Origin of the sequence: Symbiopectobacterium sp. (genome assembly GCF_047692315.1) — a bacterium.
Lineage (GTDB): Bacteria > Pseudomonadota > Gammaproteobacteria > Enterobacterales > Enterobacteriaceae > Symbiopectobacterium.
In genome coordinates this window covers 19,268-37,515 of sequence record NZ_JBLLJS010000005.1, presented here as the reverse complement: position 1 = coordinate 37,515, position 18,248 = coordinate 19,268, and the positions used below count along the sequence as shown (strand labels likewise).

Annotated in this window: 12 protein-coding genes, 5 pseudogenes and 1 other annotated feature; of the genes and pseudogenes, 6 read left to right on the top strand and 11 right to left on the bottom strand. The window is 53.8% G+C overall.

Going from position 1 to position 18,248, the window contains the following annotated elements; all coding sequences use genetic code 11:
- The first annotated feature begins 68 nt into the window (after positions 1 to 68).
- Positions 69 to 695, top strand: a complete 627-nt coding sequence (locus ACMZI0_RS01740) for a GGDEF domain-containing protein (RefSeq protein ID WP_415671717.1) — start codon at positions 69 to 71, stop codon at positions 693 to 695.
- Positions 696 to 753: 58 nt separating this feature from the next.
- Here ACMZI0_RS01740 and tal read toward each other — a convergent pair whose 3' ends face one another.
- A complete protein-coding gene (gene tal / locus ACMZI0_RS01735; protein ID WP_415671716.1) occupies positions 754 to 1,707 on the bottom strand; it encodes a transaldolase in 954 nt (317 codons plus the stop codon).
- A gap of 183 nt (positions 1,708 to 1,890) precedes the next feature.
- Between tal and yaaA the strand changes: the two genes are divergently transcribed.
- The gene (gene yaaA, locus ACMZI0_RS01730; RefSeq protein ID WP_415671715.1) at positions 1,891 to 2,664 is read left to right on the top strand and encodes a peroxide stress protein YaaA; all 774 of its coding nucleotides are present in this window, start codon (positions 1,891 to 1,893) and stop codon (positions 2,662 to 2,664) included.
- 46 nt (positions 2,665 to 2,710) lie between these two features.
- On the opposite strand, the gene thrC is transcribed toward yaaA, so the two are convergent.
- The 4 genes and pseudogenes from thrC to ACMZI0_RS01710 form a co-directional block, all read right to left on the bottom strand.
- The gene (gene thrC / locus ACMZI0_RS01725) at positions 2,711 to 4,000 is read right to left on the bottom strand and encodes a threonine synthase (protein ID WP_415671714.1); all 1,290 of its coding nucleotides are present in this window, start codon (positions 3,998 to 4,000) and stop codon (positions 2,711 to 2,713) included.
- 3 nt (positions 4,001 to 4,003) lie between these two features.
- Entirely contained in the window at positions 4,004 to 4,933 is a 930-nt protein-coding gene (gene thrB, locus ACMZI0_RS01720) for a homoserine kinase (protein ID WP_415671713.1), read from the bottom strand.
- 2 nt (positions 4,934 to 4,935) lie between these two features.
- Positions 4,936 to 7,395 (bottom strand): bifunctional aspartate kinase/homoserine dehydrogenase I, encoded by a 2,460-nt coding sequence (thrA, locus tag ACMZI0_RS01715; protein ID WP_415671712.1) that lies wholly within the window; start codon positions 7,393 to 7,395, stop codon positions 4,936 to 4,938.
- Between the two features lie 97 nt (positions 7,396 to 7,492).
- Positions 7,493 to 7,594 (bottom strand) — a sequence feature (Thr leader region).
- Positions 7,595 to 7,692: 98 nt separating this feature from the next.
- Positions 7,693 to 8,342, bottom strand: a pseudogene (locus ACMZI0_RS01710) (tRNA/rRNA methyltransferase).
- 780 nt (positions 8,343 to 9,122) lie between these two features.
- On the opposite strand from ACMZI0_RS01710, the gene arcA reads away from it, so the two are divergent.
- Complete coding sequence (arcA, locus tag ACMZI0_RS01705; protein ID WP_415671711.1) at positions 9,123 to 9,839, top strand: two-component system response regulator ArcA; 717 nt, start codon at positions 9,123 to 9,125, stop codon at positions 9,837 to 9,839.
- A gap of 85 nt (positions 9,840 to 9,924) precedes the next feature.
- Here the strand turns inward: arcA and creA are convergent.
- A pseudogene (gene creA, locus ACMZI0_RS01700) lies at positions 9,925 to 10,390 on the bottom strand (protein CreA).
- 226 nt (positions 10,391 to 10,616) lie between these two features.
- On the opposite strand from creA, the pseudogene robA reads away from it, so the two are divergent.
- A pseudogene (robA, locus tag ACMZI0_RS01695) lies at positions 10,617 to 11,482 on the top strand (MDR efflux pump AcrAB transcriptional activator RobA).
- Between the two features lie 12 nt (positions 11,483 to 11,494).
- Here robA and gpmB read toward each other — a convergent pair.
- Positions 11,495 to 12,145, bottom strand: coding sequence for a 2,3-diphosphoglycerate-dependent phosphoglycerate mutase GpmB (gpmB, locus tag ACMZI0_RS01690; protein ID WP_415671710.1), 651 nt, complete (start codon positions 12,143 to 12,145; stop codon positions 11,495 to 11,497).
- 51 nt (positions 12,146 to 12,196) lie between these two features.
- Here gpmB and yjjX point away from each other — a divergent pair, with 51 nt between their 5' ends.
- Complete coding sequence (gene yjjX / locus ACMZI0_RS01685; protein WP_415671709.1) at positions 12,197 to 12,721, top strand: inosine/xanthosine triphosphatase; 525 nt, start codon at positions 12,197 to 12,199, stop codon at positions 12,719 to 12,721.
- 49 nt (positions 12,722 to 12,770) lie between these two features.
- Here the strand turns inward: yjjX and trpR are convergent, their stop codons facing one another.
- Both trpR and sltY read right to left on the bottom strand, forming a co-directional pair.
- Positions 12,771 to 13,100, bottom strand: coding sequence for a trp operon repressor (gene trpR / locus ACMZI0_RS01680; protein WP_415671708.1), 330 nt, complete (start codon positions 13,098 to 13,100; stop codon positions 12,771 to 12,773).
- Positions 13,101 to 13,198: 98 nt separating this feature from the next.
- Positions 13,199 to 15,104, bottom strand: a pseudogene (sltY, locus tag ACMZI0_RS01675) (murein transglycosylase).
- 404 nt (positions 15,105 to 15,508) lie between these two features.
- Here sltY and ettA point away from each other — a divergent pair.
- A pseudogene (ettA, locus tag ACMZI0_RS01670) lies at positions 15,509 to 17,066 on the top strand (energy-dependent translational throttle protein EttA); the annotation flags it as partial.
- Here the strand turns inward: ettA and ACMZI0_RS01665 are convergent.
- Positions 16,968 to 17,306, bottom strand: coding sequence for a hypothetical protein (locus ACMZI0_RS01665; RefSeq protein ID WP_415671797.1), 339 nt, complete (start codon positions 17,304 to 17,306; stop codon positions 16,968 to 16,970). The pseudogene ettA and the gene ACMZI0_RS01665 overlap by 99 nt on opposite strands.
- Before the next feature lie 12 nt (positions 17,307 to 17,318).
- Positions 17,319 to 18,044, bottom strand: coding sequence for a Tar ligand binding domain-containing protein (locus tag ACMZI0_RS01660; RefSeq protein WP_415671707.1), 726 nt, complete (start codon positions 18,042 to 18,044; stop codon positions 17,319 to 17,321).
- Positions 18,045 to 18,248 lie beyond the last annotated feature (204 nt).

Genomic DNA, 18,248 nt, shown 5'->3' with positions numbered 1-18,248 from the left:
CGCAGACACTGAGTATGTTAGCGCATTGCTGGCGGCAGCTGTACGCGCGAGTACCAAGGAAACCGTTCATGGCTGGTCTGAAATATCAATTGCTCAAACTCATCTCTCACCCGGTATCCGTCTTCTTTTTCTTTGGTTCCGTCGTTTTTTCTGCCGCCCTGTTTGTCATCTACCACGAACGTCAGGCCGAATGGGATACTCAGCGGTATAACCTTGATAATATTATCCATATATATCAATCTTATAATACCAGTAGTGAAGTGAAAGACAGCGATATTCGCTTTCTTAGCGGCTCTTTCTTGCAGGTACGCGTCAGAACGCTGGGCTTCAACACGCGCGACACACAAGCGGAATGCATCAGCCATCTGTCGCAGTTGGATTTAACCTTCAATGACATGACCGTTCTCCACCTGTGCAAAGACAAACTGCCCGCCATGGGAGAATACGCAGGCAAGGGAACCTACACCACCATCTTTCCGCTGATGTCGCCGCTGGATGACGCTTACTGGGTGGCAGAACGGGCCAGAGTGGCGGTGAGTAATGCCACCAGCGCTTCCTCTTCGGGCCAGAAGATGAAGCTCTCCGTCAGTATCGGTCTGGTGGAGTATCACATCGCGCAGGAAGATCTTGCCCAGGTAATGAAACGTGCAGATGAGAAGCTCTATCTGGCGAAACGTGAGCGTAACCGCGCGTGACCAAACAGCAATAACAAAAAGGCCGGGGAAACCCGGCCTTCTGCGTTTTCTGCTTTGATTACAGCAAGTCTTCAATCATTTTTTCCAGCTTTCCCTGATCGATAGCAAACTTGCGGATACCGTCCGCCAGTTTGTCGACGGCCATCGGATCCTGGTTGTGCTGCCAGTAGAACTCGGCTTCGGTCATTTTCGCCGGGCGCGCTTTGATCTCACCGCTGTAGGAGAGTTTGTGCGGCACATCGCCGGTGGATTCCGACAATTCTTTCAGCAACGCCGGCGCAATGGTCAGGCGATCGCAGCCAGCCAGCTCAAAGATTTCGCCACTGTTACGGAAGCTGGCCCCCATTACCACGGTTTCGTAACCATGCGCTTTGTAGTACTGGTAGATTTCAGTGACGGAGATAACGCCCGGATCTTCCTGCGGCGCATAGTCTTTCTTGTCGGTGTTGGCTTTGTACCAATCCAGAATACGGCCAACAAACGGGGAGATCAGGAATACACCCGCTTCCGCACACGCACGCGCTTGTGCAAAAGAGAACAGTAGCGTCAGGTTACAGTTGATGCCTTCTTTTTCCAACTGCTCGGCGGCACGGATACCCTGCCAGGTTGAAGCCAGTTTGATCAGGATGCGATCGTTACTGATGCCCGCATCGTTATAAAGCTTAATCAAACGTTTAGCCTTGGCAACGCTCGCTTCGGTATCATAAGAGAGGCGAGCATCCACTTCCGTGGAGATACGTCCCAGGATCAGTTTCAGGATTTCCAGACCAATATTGACGGCCAGTTTGTCCGTGGCATCGACAAGCTGCTGTTCCCGTTTGCTGCTCTGCTCACGCGCCCATTTCACCACGTCTTCAATCAAAGAGCGGTATTCAGGAATTTGCGCCGCGTTCAGAATCAGGGAAGGGTTGGTGGTAGCATCCTGCGGTTTGTAGAGCTTCATCGCGGCGATATCGCCGGTATCAGCCACGACCGTGGTCAATTGGCGTAAGGAAGTCAGTTTATCCGTCATGTTGGCATATCTCGTTGTGGGTATATGAACTTCGTCTTGTGTTTCGCACTTATAAATTACTTATGTTTCGATAATAACACGCACTGCCCCCCGTGCAAGACAGCCTTTTCCTGTTGCAGCCATTGCCCCTTTTTTCCGTGTTTTTTGCTACAGTACTTGCAACAAAGACAGGGGAGCCATGCCATGTTAATCACCATTTCGCCAGCGAAAACGCTGGATTACATCAGTCCTTTGGCCACCGAGCGCTATACGCAACCCGTGTTGCTGGACCATGCCAGCGAACTGATTGCCCTGTGCAAACGGCTCACACCCGCACAAATCGCCTCGTTGATGGGCATCAGTGACAAACTGGCGGATCTCAACGCCGGACGTTTCAGCGAATGGCAGCCCCATTTCACACCAGACAATGCACGTCAGGCACTATTGGCCTTCAAAGGCGACGTGTATACCGGGCTTGCCGCAGAAGATTTCAGCGAAGCGGATTTCGACTTTGCCCAGCAGCATCTTCGCATGTTGTCTGGGCTGTATGGCGTGTTACGTCCGCTGGATTTGATGCAGCCATATCGGCTGGAAATGGGTACGCAGCTGGAGAACAAGGCCGGCAAGGATCTTTACCACTTCTGGGGTGATACCATCACGCAGCACCTCAATCAGGCGCTACAGGCACAAGGGGATGACATTCTCGTCAACCTGGCGTCAGATGAATACTTCAAATCCGTCAATGTCAAAAAACTCAGCGGTACGCTGATAAAACCGGTCTTTCTGGATGAGAAAAACGGCAAGTTCAAGGTGATCAGTTTCTACGCCAAAAAAGCGCGCGGTTTGATGAGCCGTTTTATTATCAAAAACCGGCTGGCGCAGGTTGAGCAACTGCAAGATTTCAATCTGAAAGGTTACTTCTTTGCGGAATATGGCGAAACCGAGCAGGAGCTGATCTTTAAGCGCCACGCGCAGTGAGGGTTACCGTCCCCCGCGCTGGGCGGGGAACGATGAACAACGGAGGTTACTCCGGCAGCGCCATCAGGAACTGACGAAGTTGCGCGAAATCTGGCGCAAAGTTGTGCGACAGCAATTCCAGATCCGCACGCTGTGCCAGAGCTTCCGGCAGGTCCAGCGTTTTACCCAGAATCTCTTCTACGCTCTCTTTGAACTTTGCCGGATGCGCAGTCCCCAGGAACAAGCCGAACTCGCCCGGCTGTAGCTGGTCGCGCAGCAGACGATAAGCAATTGCCGCATGTGGCTCAAAGGTGTAACCCAACGCGTCCAGCTCATGCATGGTCGTTTTGGTCACTTCATCACTCACCGCACCAAATCCCAGCGTTTGCAGCGCCCAGTTTTTACGACGGAACAGCTCCTCTACGCGCGGCCAGTTGTTCGGCTGGCTGACATCCATGGCGTTAGAGAGCGTTGCCACCGTCGGGTTGGGAGCCCACTCGCCGTTGCTGAGATAACGTGGCACAGTGTCATTGGCATTGGTGGCGGCGATAAAGCGCTTGATCGGCAAGCCGAGGGATTTTGCCAACAGACCTGCGGTCAAATCACCGAAGTTGCCGCTCGGCACCGAAACCACCAGTTGCTGACGCGCTGCGGCAGGCAACTGTGCCACGGCTTCAAAGTAATAGCAGATTTGTGCCAGCAAACGGCTGATATTGATGGAGTTGGCAGAGTTCAGACCGATAGCCTGCTTCAACGCTCCATCATCAAACGCCTGTTTCACCAACGCCTGGCACGCATCGAAATCACTGTCGATCGCGATGGTATGGATGTTACCACCCAGCGTACAGAACAGCTTCTCCTGCAACGGGCTGATTTTGCCACGCGGATACAGGATCACTACACGCACGTTTTCCAGACCGTAAAACGCGTGCGCGACTGCCGCACCGGTATCACCGGACGTTGCCGTCAAAATGGTGACTTTTTCCCCATTGGACACTTGTGCCAGCATCTGCGCCATAAAGCGCCCGCCAAAATCCTTAAACGCCAGCGTCGGACCGTGGAAGAGCTCCAGAGAGGCGATATCTCCAGAGACCTTGGCAACAGGAGCCGGGAAAGTAAACGCCGCTTTAACACGTTGATAAACCGTTTCCGGCGCAATCTCATCACCCAGATAGGCAGAAAGAATGCGGCTGCTGCGCGTAACCAGATCCAGCGCCAGCAGGTCATCAATTTCCGTCGAACTGAATTCAGGCAGTTCCAGCGGGAAGAACAGCCCTTGCTGGCGTCCAAGCCCTTGTTTGATCGCCTGCGCGAAACTGACCTGCTCGTTGTGATCTTTTAAGTTGTAAAGTTTCATGCCTTATCCCAATTGACGCGCGCCTGTCGTGTCCAGACGGCAAATATGAACAAACCCTTCATCGTTCTGCAAATAGTTATCTTGCAGCCAACTGGCCAGACGCTGCGCTTTTTCCAGATCGTCGCACACGGAAAACAGCGTTGACCCTGAACCGGAGATACCGCACGCCAGCGCGCCGATATCTTTTGCCGCCTGACGCGCGTCGGCAAAGCCGGGCAGCAAGCGCGTGCGGTACGGTTCGGCGATCACGTCCTGCATCAACGCAGCGGCCAGCGCGGGCTGGCGGGTGTGGCAAGCGTGAATAAAGCCCGCCAGATAACGGCCATGGCTAATGCAATCCTGGCGGCGATACTGCGCGGGCAGAATGGCACGCGCTTCCGCGGTGGACACTTTGATCCCCGGATAGGCCATTACCCACAGCCAATCGTCAAACGCAGGCACCGGCTGGCTGATGATACCGTTTTGCTCGATCATCAGTTGAATACCGCCCAGGAAGCAAGGCGCGACATTATCGTAGTGCACGCTACCGGAAATACGCCCTTCCAGCTCACCCATCAGCGCCAGCAAACGCGTATCATCCAGCGGTTTGCCACAAAATTCGTTCATCGCCATCAGACCGGCGACTACTGAACAGGCACTGGAACCAAGACCAGAGCCGATCGGCATGTTCTTTTCCAGCGTCATGGCGACAGGAATGGTTTTCCCCACTTCCTGACAAAACCGTTCCCAACACTGGTAGACAATGTTCTCTTTCGGCTCACTCGGCAGCTTACCCACAAAACGACCTTCATTGCGCAAGCTGAAGCTCTCAGCCGCCGTTACGGTCACGCAATCGCCCAACAGCGAGCCATCAACAGGCGTAACCGCCGCGCCCAGCACATCAAACCCAACGCTGACGTTGCCAATCGACGCGGGCGCATAAATTTTAACCATTATTATACTCCTGACTTCCATGACAGCGTGCGCAACAGATCGGCAAAGACACCGGCCGCTGTCACATCATTACCCGCGCCATAGCCGCGCAGCACCAGCGGCAGTGGCTGGTAATACTGGCTATAGAACGCCAGCGCATTCTCACCGTCTTTCACTTTGAACAGCGGATCGTTACCGCCCACTGCGCTAATTTGCACTTTGCAGCGCCCTTCTTCAATCACGCCGACATAACGCAACACTTTACCTGCTTCCTGCGCTTGTGCCACTTTTTCACTAAATTGCGCATCCAGCTCCGGTAAACGCGCCATAAAGGTGTCAACATCGCCCGAGGCATCAAATAACGGCGGCAGCACCGATTCCACTTCGATATCGGCCAGTTCCAGCTTATAGCCCGCTTCACGTGCCAGAATCAGCAACTTGCGCGCCACATCCATACCGGACAGATCGTCACGCGGATCGGGCTCGGTGTAACCATTGGCTTTCGCCTGCAACGTAGCCTGCGACAAGCTCATCCCTTCATCCAGCTTACCGAAGATAAAGGAGAGCGAACCAGAGAGAATCCCGGTGAAACGCAGCAGCTCATCCCCAGCATTCAACAGGTTTTGCAGGTTTTCAATCACTGGAAGCCCGGCGCCAACGTTGGTGTCATACAGGAATTTACGACGTGATTTACCGGCAGCGCTGCGCAGTTGCTGGTAGTAGCTCATGGAGCCGGTGTTGGCCTTTTTATTTGGCGTGACCACATGGAAGCCATCTGCCAGGAAGTCGGCATACTGATCGGCCACCGCCTGGTTGGAAGTACAGTCCACGATAACCGGGTTAAGCAGGTGATACTCTTTCACCAGACGAATCAGGCAACCCAGATTGAAAGGTTCGCGCGCCTCATTCAGCGCTTCGCGACATGAATCCAGCGCAATGCCGTTGATATTGGTCAGCAACGCTTTGGAGTTGGCAATACCACAGACGCGCAGATCGATATGTTTCTGCTTCAGCCACGGCTGCTGGCGATGAATCTGCTCCAGCAAGGCTCCGCCCACACCGCCCACACCGATAACGAACACATCGATCACCTGATCGGTATTAAACAGCATCTGGTGTGCCACACGCACGCCAGTCACCGCCACATCGTTATCCACCACGACAGAGATGGAGCGTTCAGAAGATCCCTGCGCAATCGCGATAATATTGATATTGGCACTGGCCAACGCGGAGAACAGACGGGCGGAAAGGCCGCGCAGCGTGCGCATACCGTCACCCACCACGGAAATAATCGCCAGACGTTCGGTGATATCCAGCGGCTCCAGCACGCCGTCTTTCAGTTCCAGATAAAATTCATCTTCCAGCGTTTTTTGGGAACGCGCCAGCTCGCTTTGCGACACGCAGAAACTGATGCTGTACTCGGAAGAGGACTGTGTGATCAGCACCACGGAGATGCCCGCACGTGACATCGCAGCGAACACGCGAGCCGCCATCCCTACCATCCCCTTCATGCCGGGACCGGAAACGTTGAACATCGCCATGTTGTTCAGGTTGGTGATGCCTTTTACCGGATATTGGGTATCCGTGCTGTCCAGACCAATCAGTGTGCCGGGTGCTTGGGGGTTTTCGGTATTTTTAATCAGGCAGGGAATTTGGAACTGAGCGATGGGGGCGATGGTACGGGGGTGAAGCACTTTGGCGCCGAAGTAGGAAAGCTCCATCGCTTCCTGAGACGACATGGACTTCAGCAGTCTCGCATCAGGCACCTGACGCGGGTCACAGGTGTAGACACCGTCCACGTCAGTCCAGATTTCGCAACAGTCGGCGCGTAAACAGGCGGCCAACACGGCAGCAGAGTAATCAGAGCCGTTGCGGCCCAGTACCACCAGTTCCCCTTTATCATTACCCGCCGTGAATCCCGCCATCAGAATCACGTGATCGGACGGGATCCCTTGCTCGGCGATGCGGCGCGTGGATTCAGCGATATCCACGGTAGATTCCAGATAATGGCCCTGCGCCAGCAAGCGTTTTACCGGATCGATAACCGATACTTTATAACCACGTGCCTGGAATACGGCTTCCATGATGGCAATCGACAGTTTTTCGCCACGGCAGATGATGCTGGCGTTTACGCTATCCGGGCACTGCCCCAACAGTAAAATTCCGTGCAGAACCTGTTTCAGTTGGCCAATCTCTTGTTGTACCAGCGTGGAGAGGCGCTCATACGGGAAACCCGGCTGGGATTCCGCCAACCCTTTTAGCAGAGAAGAAAAGATGGTTTCGGCATCGTTGATATGCGGCAGAATGTCTTGGCCGGCAACGGTTTTATCAATCATCGCCACCAGGTGGTTGGTGATTTTCGCCGGGGCAGACAACACGGTGGCAACCTGTCCCTGACGCGCATTGCTCTCGATGATATCGGCAACGTGCGCAAAACGCGCCGCATTCGCCACGGAAGTCCCGCCAAATTTCAACACTCTCATTTTTATCTCTTCTCCTGAGTTTCAGTCACCAAAACGCGCCGTGCGCTTTTGGCTGCCGCTGCTGGCGGCCCGGGTCGGCGGAGCCTGCTCTCTGCCGTAAAAAAAAGCCCGCACTGTTTAGGTGCGGGCTTTTTCAGATTCTTTTCTACGCGTCAACCCGCACCGTTACTGGTAATAATGGTGGTGGTCAGGCTGATATGACGCATGCGTAAAGGACTCTCGATCAACAAATCGGTTTCTATCCTCTATTAGTTAAGGCAATCGCGACATGAAGTCAATGGATTTCTTTTTTTCATATCACTTCAGTGCCTTCTCAATATCATGCAACAGCGTGTGCAGCATGGCGGTGTCTCGCTGCTGTAACAGCCCGATACGCTGCATTAGCCAGTCACGCAGTTTCTCGTCATCTTCTACCTGCAGCGCCACCAACTGCCCAGCCTGCGCGGCTTCGGCAGGCTCAGCCTGCACCTGCATCAGTTGCGCCAACTGGTAACAATAGACCATGACGGCCTGCCCTAAATTCAGTGACGGATAGTCTGCCTGCATCGGCACGCCCGTCAGGATATCCGCCAGCGCCAACTCGTCGTTGGTGAGGCCAGAATCTTCACGACCAAACACCAGCCTGCCGAACCGACCCACTGCTGTTTCTCCTGCATCAGCCCCAGCAACTCTGCCGGCGTGCAGTAATAGTGGAACTTTGCTCGCGAGCGTGCCGTCGTGGCGACGGTAAAATCAACATCGGCCAGAGCGTCAGCAAGCGAAGGGAAGCAAGTCACATTGTCCAGAATATCACCAGCCCCGTGCGCCACCCGGCGCGCGCCGGGCTCAAGGTGCGCCTGGCTGTCAACGATACGCAGTGAATAAAATCCCATGGTTTTCATGGCTCTGGCTGCCGCCCCCACGTTCTCAGGCCGGGCTGGCGCGACCAGCACAATAAAAAACTGCACAAAACCTCCGAAGAAGAGAAAATGGCTGGCGGACGGGCGATAAGCAGTATGCGCCTGTCATCCATTTTTCCTGTTAAAATTAACAAAAATGAAACATTCGAACGCAACGCCACGGTAAAAAGCACTGATGGGGCTTCAGAATGGAGAGTTACGGTAAAAATCATTACATCCATTTAAATATCAATGCATTATCGTTTAAGCATTGATAATCAACGTGCAGCATCTCCTCTTGCACACCGCGCTGCTGAATCGTATACAAATCGGGCAGATTGTGACTTAAGCTGGCAATCTTATAAGTATTTTTCACAAAATAGTTAACGTGCTACAATGAAATTTGATATATGTCAACGGAACCGTAGATTTGTGAGCGATCAAAATCGGCGCTTACTGTTATGTTGCTGTTAACAAGGTTAAACTATGCACCACTTTAGGCGTAGTTGAGTTAGCCTGATTATCATCTGATATCGCCGGTTATCACGTAGAAAGCACTGACGCTACCCGCGTTACTGATTCACGCGGAATTTTGTCAGCGTCAGACAACCGACACGCGGAGATGTCGTTGCTTTAGCAACGTGCCGTATCGGGTGAAGTCAGGCATGCACCAGGAACGTATTTGCGTACTTTAGTCTACATTGCGAGTGTGAGCGTGTTCTTTGCGCCCCAAACTCCGGTAAGGGCCCTATAACCTCACGCCGCACCGCGCGTGCGGGCATGAAAATACCGATGGCGACTTCTGTACTTCCGAATTCTATAATTAGTTGGCAATTTTAGGTAGCAAACATGCAGACCCCGCACATTCTTATCGTCGAAGACGAGTTGGTAACTCGCAACACCCTCAAGAGCATCTTTGAGGCTGAAGGATATGTCGTTCACGAAGCCACCGATGGCGCTGAGATGCACCATATTCTTTCCGAACATGATATCAATCTGGTCATCATGGACATCAATCTGCCCGGTAAAAATGGCCTACTGTTGGCACGCGAACTGCGTGAACAGGCCAGCGTCGCGCTGATGTTCCTGACCGGACGTGATAACGAAGTGGATAAGATCCTCGGCCTGGAAATCGGTGCGGATGATTACATCACCAAACCGTTTAACCCACGCGAGCTGACTATCCGTGCGCGCAACTTGCTCTCTCGTACCATGAATCTGGGCGGAGTGAGCGAAGAGCGTCGTCTGGTAGAAAGCTACCGCTTCAATGGTTGGGAACTGGACATCAACAGCCGTTCCCTGATTAGCCCGGCAGGCGAGCAGTACAAGCTGCCGCGTAGCGAGTTTCGCGCCATGCTGCACTTCTGCGAAAACCCCGGCAAAATTCAATCCCGTGCCGAGCTGTTGAAGAAAATGACCGGCCGCGAACTGAAACCGCACGACCGTACTGTAGATGTGACAATTCGCCGCATCCGTAAGCATTTCGAATCCACCGCCGACACGCCGGAAATCATCGCCACCATTCATGGCGAAGGCTACCGTTTCTGCGGCGATCTGGAAGACTAACCCATACGGTAAGTCATTGATGACGGCCCGAAACCCTTCAGGTCTCGGCCTTTTGTTTTATGTCCCAGCATTTATTGCCTGAGAACTACTCGCTCTTGCCCCAGGGAATGATCGGCACCGCGCTCAAGGCGTTTTTCGGCGAACCATCCACCAGACGATCGGAGTAGGTCAGGTAGACCAGCGCATTGCGTTTCTCATCATAGAAACGTACCACCTGAAGTTTTTTGAACACCAGTGAGGTGCGCTTCTGAAACACCACGCTGCCGCCATCGCCGCTTTTCTTGACCTTGTCCGACAGGGTAATCGGCCCTACCTGCTGGCAGGAAATCGCCGCGTCGGAGGTGTCTTCCGCCAGACCTAACCCACCTTTAATGCCGCCAGTTTTGGCACGGCTCAAATAGCAGATAACGTTCGCAACATCAGGATCATCAAAGGTTTCCACCACAATTTTATGTGTCCGGTCCCAGCAGTTTGAAAACCGTATCTACAGAACCAATCTGTTCCGCCTTAGCGACGCTACCCACGGTCAGCAACGCCAAACAGGCTCCCATGATTAATGCGTTTTTCATCGATATTCTTCTCTGTCTGGAAACAAGTTACGGGGGCTTTTACCACCCGGACGATACCGCTACTAGATATATGGCCGAAATATGCAAATTCCACCTGATTGTTTGTTTAAATTATTCAAAAATCTTAAGCGGTGACAACGGCAAAAAGTTGCTATAATGCCCGATCTCTATGCGCTTCGTGCTTTGTGTGTTCTATCGAGGATGTTCTATGGATCAAGCAAGTATCATACGTGACCCGCTGAATTGGCTGGAAAATCACCTTGACCAACCACTGTCGCTGGATAACGTGGCAGCAAAAGCTGGCTACTCCAAATGGCACTTGCAACGCATGTTCAAGGATGTCACCGGGCACGCTATCGGCGCGTATATTCGCACACGTCGTTTGACAAAGGCCGCCATGGCACTTTGTATGACCGGCAGGCCGATCCTCGATATCGCGCTGCAATACCGCTTCGATTCGCAGCAGACGTTCACCCGTGCCTTTAAAAAGCAGTTTGCGCAGACACCCGCCTCCTACCGCCGCGCCGAAGAGTGGAACACCTATGGTATTCGCCCACCATTGCGCTTGGGTGAATTCACGCTGCCGCAGCCCGAGTTTGTCACGTTGCCGGATACGCAGCTCGTGGGTGTCACGCAAAACTGCAACTGTTCTCTGGAACAGATCTGTAATTTCCGCACGGAAATGCGCGTACACTTCTAGCGTCAGTACCTTGGCGAGGCCAAATGCATCCCCCCCTTGCTGTATAGCTTGCACCATGCCCGCCCGAGCAAAGATAAAGAAGACGAACATGATGTGCTCTATACCACTGCCGTGGAGCCAGAGCACGTTCCGGAAGGGGTTCACCCCGGCGAGCCGATTACATTACCCGGCGGCGAGTACGCATTGTTCGTCTATGAAGGCCCCACGGATGAGCTACAGGATTTCATTATCAGCCTGTAGACACCTGCCTGCCCACCTTCGAACTGACGCGCCGCGATGGCTGTGACGCAGAACGCTTCACCCCGCAAGGGACGAAAGAAGACGGACCACCGAAAGTGATCCGCTGCGAATACCTGATCCCTATCCGTCGCTAAGCGCGCTCACCGTTAACGCTGGAATTCATCCAATGCCGGGGTATCAAGATGAGACACATCCCCGGCCGTTTCCACAACCCAGCCGGATGCCAACCACGGGCTCTGCTGATAATCGATGCGGGAGAGCGAACAGTTACGCAGCCGTAAACGGCGTTCTGCGCTGGAGGGCAGCCCAAGGATGGTGCTCAACAAGCAACCGAGGGCCATTCCGTGACTGACCAGCAACGGACGACTGCCGGGCGGCAGTGCCAGGCAGCGATCGAGCGCCTGGTGCATACGCGTTGCCATCTCCGCCATGGATTCCCCCTCAGGAATACGGCCATCCGGCGTGCCATCCACCAGTTGCTTACGCCATGCTTCCTCTTGTGGGCTGAGCGTATCGATGTCGCGCATTTCCAGCACGCCCATATTCAGCTCACGCAAATTAGGGTCTTCAACCACTTCACAGTGGCGGCAAGACTGCGCAATAATCTCCGTAGTGCGGCGCGTCCTCCCTAAATCGCTGGTAAAGATATGCGTGATGCCTAGCGTTTTAACACGGTTCGCAACCTGATAAGCCTGCTGTTCACCTTGCGCGGTCAACTGACTGTCAGATTGTCCCTGAATACGCCGAGCCACGTTCCATTCTGTTTCACCGTGGCGAACAAGATATACCTGTAACATCGCTTTTTTCCATTATACTGCGTCAAATTAACTAAAAGAGTATAAACCATTATGTACCATGTTGTCGCTGCCACTACCAACCCGGCAAAAATTAAGGCTATTACACTCGCATTCACGGATGTCTTTGGCGAAGAAAACTGTCGCATCGAAGGTGTTGATGTCGACAGCGGCATTTCTCATCAGCCCTTGGGTTCCACTGAAACGCATACCGGAGCCCGCAACCGCGTTATGCGCGCCCGTCAGGTTCGGCCCGAGGCCAATTTCTGGGTCGGCGTTGAAGCTGGCATTGAAGATAGCATGACCTTTGCCTGGATGGTGATTGAAAACCCACATCTGCGTGGTGAATCACGCTCCGCCAGCCTGGTGCTGCCGGAAAGTATATTACAAGGAATCAAGGAAGGAAGAGAGCTGGGAGACGAAATGGCACGTTTGACCGGCATTCAGGACATTAAACGTCAGGGCGGCGCGATTGGGGTGTTCACCGACAGCAAGCTGACGCGCACCAGCGTCTACTATCAGGCGTTATTGTTGGCGTTGGTACCCTTCCACAACCCCATTTATAGCCAGCCGAGCTAACCCGTTTAAGGGGCGCGATGCCCCTTAACATCTGCAACGTCCCACTTATCTATTTGCCATCAGGCAGCAGTTGTGTTTCCAGCCACTGCTTCAGCGCAGGCGGTGCGGCCTTTAAACTGTTGGAACCACGCGTGATGGTAGCAATACCGGCACCCAATTCGTTTTTCAATTCACGCTGGCTCATCTCTCCTCGCATCAATTCCTGAATAATGCGCACACGCGTCGCGAGCGCCGCGCGTTCATCCGGCGTCAACAACAGTTGTAACAGAGGGTGATGCAGATCTTCCGTCACGGAAAGCTTCAGCAGCTCGACAAATTTGTGCCAATCTTCATTGCCGTGTCCAGAAAGCGCGGGATCGGTATGTGGTAAAGGGGTCATAGCAGGCTGCCATACTCGTTAACGAGTATGGCAGCCTAGCATAATCAACGGAAAATCACCGATATCGTGCATGAAAAATCGCGTCGACGGCACAAGACCTAATAACGCTGCCCCCACTCTGCTGGCGTCAATACGTTGTCATTTTGATGCAAAAAGTAGCGATAGAACGCATCGTAGGCCAGCACGTTTTTCACATAGCCACGCGTTTCCGTAAATGGAATGCTTTCAATAAAGGCAACCGGATCGAGACGCCCCGCGCTGTTTTTCAGCCAGGTGTTCACCCGCGAAGGCTTGGCATTATACGCCGCGCTGGCAAGAATGCGGTTGTTATTGAAGGTTTGGTAGACGTCATCCAGATAGGTGGTGCCCAACAGAATATTGGTTTCGGGATCGAACAGCTGGCTGCTGTTTACATAGCCGCTCACGTTGCCCTTCTTCGCTGTATGCTGCGCGGTGGCAGGCATCAGTTGCATCAGCCCGGACGCTCCCACGGGAGAGCGCGCCTAAGGGTTCCAGGCACTTTCCTGACGAGCAATCGCCATCGCATAGCTCTGCGCAATGGCTTTCCCTTGTGTCATTCGCTGGAAGGTATCACGCCATGCCAGCGGAAAACGCTCTTCCAGATTGTCCCACAGCTTGGCCACAATGGTCGCCTGCACGCTGAGATCGGCCCACCCTTGATCAAAAGTGTAACGCGCCCTGACGTGGCTTATCACTGTTTGCCACCAGCTCCCCACATTCACTGCGCGCAAGATTGTCCATACCCCAATACATTAGCTCACGCACGCGAGCAATTTCCGGCCGTTGCGCCAGGGTTTTATCCGGGGTGGACGACGCGATGGTCAACGGATAAGGGACACCTAACTTCTGCGCGGCGACCATCGGGTAGAACCCACGCGCCTGCATCAGCGATCGCAGTATGGCTTCGCCATCCTGACGCTGCCCGTTATCTAACAGCAACATGGCTTGCCAGTAGCGCCATTCATCTTTCTGTTGCGCCTCAGCCGGAAGTTTAGCGAGCCAGAAGCGCAGTCCCGCCTTGTCACCTTCACCGAGCGTCATACGTACCCTGCGCTCAATCAAGCTGGTTGATTGGCTGCGTTGCGCCACGGCATCTCGCCAGGCTGCCTGTTCTGGAGTCGCCCCCGTCCCCATCCAACGCCAGGCCACCACTTCTTCCATCTCGCGTCGATCGGCCTCGCTCATCTTTTGCAGCCGCACCAATACGCTAATAAGCGCACGGGCGCTCTCTTCACCCTGCCGGGCCAGTTGGCGGAATGCGACCAGTGTTGCATTGCGCGTGAAATCGGTTGATCCTACGCTGCGAGCAAAGCGCTCTACAGTTTTGGGATCGTTCTGCAATTTCATCAGCGCATCGCTGATGGTACGGTAATCAGGAGGAAGCTGTTTCACCAGATAGTTCACCAATCCGGTGCTGCCCTCGTTCATTGCCAACCGAATGCGCTCCAGTACGGTGATCGGCGTTTTCTCACCGGCGGCTTCCCAGACAGCAAACAGCTTATCGCAGATGGTGGGCAGCGAACGTCCGTTCAGCCAGATGGCCTTTGCGTCATCCCACACGCCCTGACGCTGTCCCGTCGCCCAGCGCGCATAGACATGATTACAGTGCGCCGCAACCGGTTTGGGTGACGTTGGTGCAAACGCCAACAGGCCCGACCAATCCTCGCGGCGAGCCAGCTCATTCACAAACAGGGATTTCAGGTTACGCGCAGGAGGTAGCGTTGGATAACGCGCCGTGAATGCACTGACTTCGCTGCTACTTACCTGCCCCAGCGATTGCGTTAACGCACGGTATTCCAGGTAAGGATAAAGTGGGTAATCGCGCAGGGTTAGCATCAACGCCTGCACGGTATCCATCTGATTGTTGTCCCAGGCCTGCTTAACTTGCTGATAGCGCTGGCGTTGGGCATCCAGCGTATCCGCCATGGCTGAGCTTGTAACCCCCTCCAGACACAGGATGGCAATGCGCGCCCAACGCCCCATGTTACCCTTCATCCAAACCACCTCATCCAAAACGGTTACCAACATGCATTTGCACATCACTGATAAATTTCGCATCATCCAGACGACATTTGCTGCTCTCCAGTTTGGCACAGGATGCACGGTGGCAATATATCGCAAAATGTAATAAAATGTCAAGAAACGTAAGGATAACCGTTTAGAAATTTCAGGTTGGGTGCGATGCGTAAAAACGCAGCGCCTGGAGCCATTTCACAGAGTGACAGACAGTAAGGGATGATGGCTGGGATCGTACGGCGAAACCAGCTACACTCCGCATCAGCATAACGATAAATCGAAGAGGGCGACGCCCCACCTTCATCGTTAACCTCGATGCAGCGCGGGCTACGCACTGCATCCTTTAACCCATAGAGAGGCGAAGTCGCAACGTGGCTCAATACGTCTATACTATGCACCGCGTCGGCAAAGTGGTTCCGCCGAAGCGCCATATTTTAAAAAATATCTCCCTTAGCTTCTTCCCAGGCGCAAAAATTGGCGTGCTGGGTCTGAACGGCGCAGGGAAATCCACCCTGCTGCGCATCATGGAGGGGATTGATAAAGACATCGAAGGGGAAGCGCGCCCGCAATCCGGCATCAAAATCGGCTATTTGCCGCAGGAGCCGCAGCTCAACCCTGAACACACGGTACGTGAATCCGTCGAAGAAGCGGTATCGGAAGTGGTCGGTGCGCTCAAGCGTCTGGATGAAGTGTATGCACTGTATGCCGTCCGGATGCAGATTTCGACAAGCTGGCTGCTGAACAGGGCAAGCTGGAAGAGATCATTCAGGCTCACGACGGCCATAATCTGGATAACCAGTTAGAACGTGCTGCCGATGCGCTGCGCCTGCCGGAATGGGATGCGAAAATCGCCAAGTTGTCCGGGGGCGAGCGCCGTCGCGTGGCTCTGTGTCGTCTGCTGCTGGAAAAACCAGACATGCTGCTGCTCGACGAGCCGACCAACCACCTGGATGCGGAATCCGTGGCCTGGCTGGAACGCTTCCTGCACGACTTCGAAGGCACCGTGGTCGCCATTACCCACGACCGTTACTTCCTCGACAACGTCGCGGGCTGGATTCTGGAGCTGGACCGCGGCGAAGGCATTCCATGGGAAGGCAACTACTCTTCCTGGCTGGAGCAAAAAGACCAACGTCTGGCGCAGGAAGCCTCTCAGGAAGCGGCTCGCCGTAAATCCATTGAGAAAGAGCTGGAGTGGGTGCGTCAGGGTGCCAAGGGCCGTCAGGCCAAGGGCAAAGCCCGTCTGGCTCGCTTTGAAGAGCTTAACAGCACTGAATACCAGAAACGTAACGAAACCAACGAGCTGTTCATTCCACCAGGTCCACGCCTGGGCGACAAAGTGGTGGAAGTCACCAACCTGAGCAAGGCCTATGGCAAGCGCCAACTGATCGACGGCCTGTCGTTCTCGGTGCCGAAGGGTGCCATCGTTGGGATTATCGGCCCGAACGGTGCCGGTAAATCAGCGCTGTTCCGTATGATGTCCGGTCAGGAGCAGCCAGATGGCGGTACCATCGAGCTGGGGGAAACGGTAAAACTGGCTTCTGTCGATCAGTTCCGCGACAGCATGGACAACACAAAACCGTTTGGGAAGAAGTTTCTGGCGGGCTGGACATCATGCGTATTGGCACCACAGAGATGCCGAGTCGCGCCTATGTTGGCCGCTTCAACTTTAAAGGTACCGATCAGGGCAAACGTGTCGGCGAGCTGTCCGGTGGTGAGCGCGATCGTCTGCATCTGGCGAAGCTGCCGCAAGTGGGCGGCAACGTCCTGCTGCTCGATGAACCGACCAACGACCTGGATATTGAAACCCTGCGCGCGCTGGAAAACGCCCTGTTAGAGTTCCCCGGCTGCGCCATGGTGATTTCCCACGACCGTTGGTTCCTTGACCGTATTGCCACCCACATTCTGGATTATCAGGATGAAGGCAAGGTGGGCGTTATCAGAGTTTTGCTTCACCGTGGCCGTCAGCTGTTCCATGCTGGCTGCCGTCTCTTCTAGCGCTGCTGCCTGCTGCTCCGTACGTGAGGGGAGATCTACGTTACCGGCGGAAATTTCCGTGGCACCCTGATGAATTGCCGTTGCACCTTCGCGCACCACGCTAACCGTTTCCGCCAACGCGGCCTGCATGTTCTGGACGTTCTGCCCCAGAATGCCAATCTCGTTACGCCCCATTTCACTGGCGCTTTAGGTTAAATCCCCGGCGGCAATACGTTGAATGCGAGTTACCAACCGATCCAGCGGAGCCAATAGCGCATTGCGAATAATCACATAGATGATCGCCGCCATAACAATAGAAGCCACAAAAGAGAGCGCCATCAGCATGCCGCGACGAGAGTTAGCCTCGGTATGCTGATTGATTTGCGGTGCGTTATCGGTCAGATAACGCACCGATTGCGCGTAGTTTTCGTCCAGTTTGCGTGCTTCATCGCTTTCCAGCGAAATCACTTCCTCGAATTCGCCTCTCTTCGCTGCCTCGATAATCAGCTTGACCGCCCTGTCGCGGTACGCGGCATAATTAACAGCCAGTTCATCATCCAATCCGGCGGGTGCGTTGAATTTATCCGGCCGGGCCAGATATTCATCGAAGCGTTTTTGTGAGCTTTTTACGCGGTTCTCCGCCAGTGTCAGCGCGCTTTTATAGCCTTCAGCATCACCAACGCGTTGCGTCGCCGCCGCCTGAACCAACAGTTGGCGAGCAACACGCAGTTGATCCATGCTGATGCTGATGCCGGCTCGCACATCAGGAACCAGATTGGCCCGGTCTAATGCATCATTACTCTGTTTGAGAAAATAACTCGCCGTGCCAATGGAGATAGCGAACAGCAATAAAATAATCGTTAACAGACTAATAAATAGCGTAACAAGTCTGATGTTATTGATATAACCTGAATTTCCTTTTATCTCGGACATGACTGTTATTCTCACTTCGACAACGGCTGGTATGGATATCCCTTCCGCAACGCATAACGAACAACCTTGGCGTTACTAAAAAAACATCGTCGGATTCATGTTTTATCGGCAATGGTGTGAAAACATCCACTTCTAGGTCGTGATCATAATCACATTTCAAATAAAGTGTTGTTATATTCCTAAAAATAAGAAATTCACTTTCAC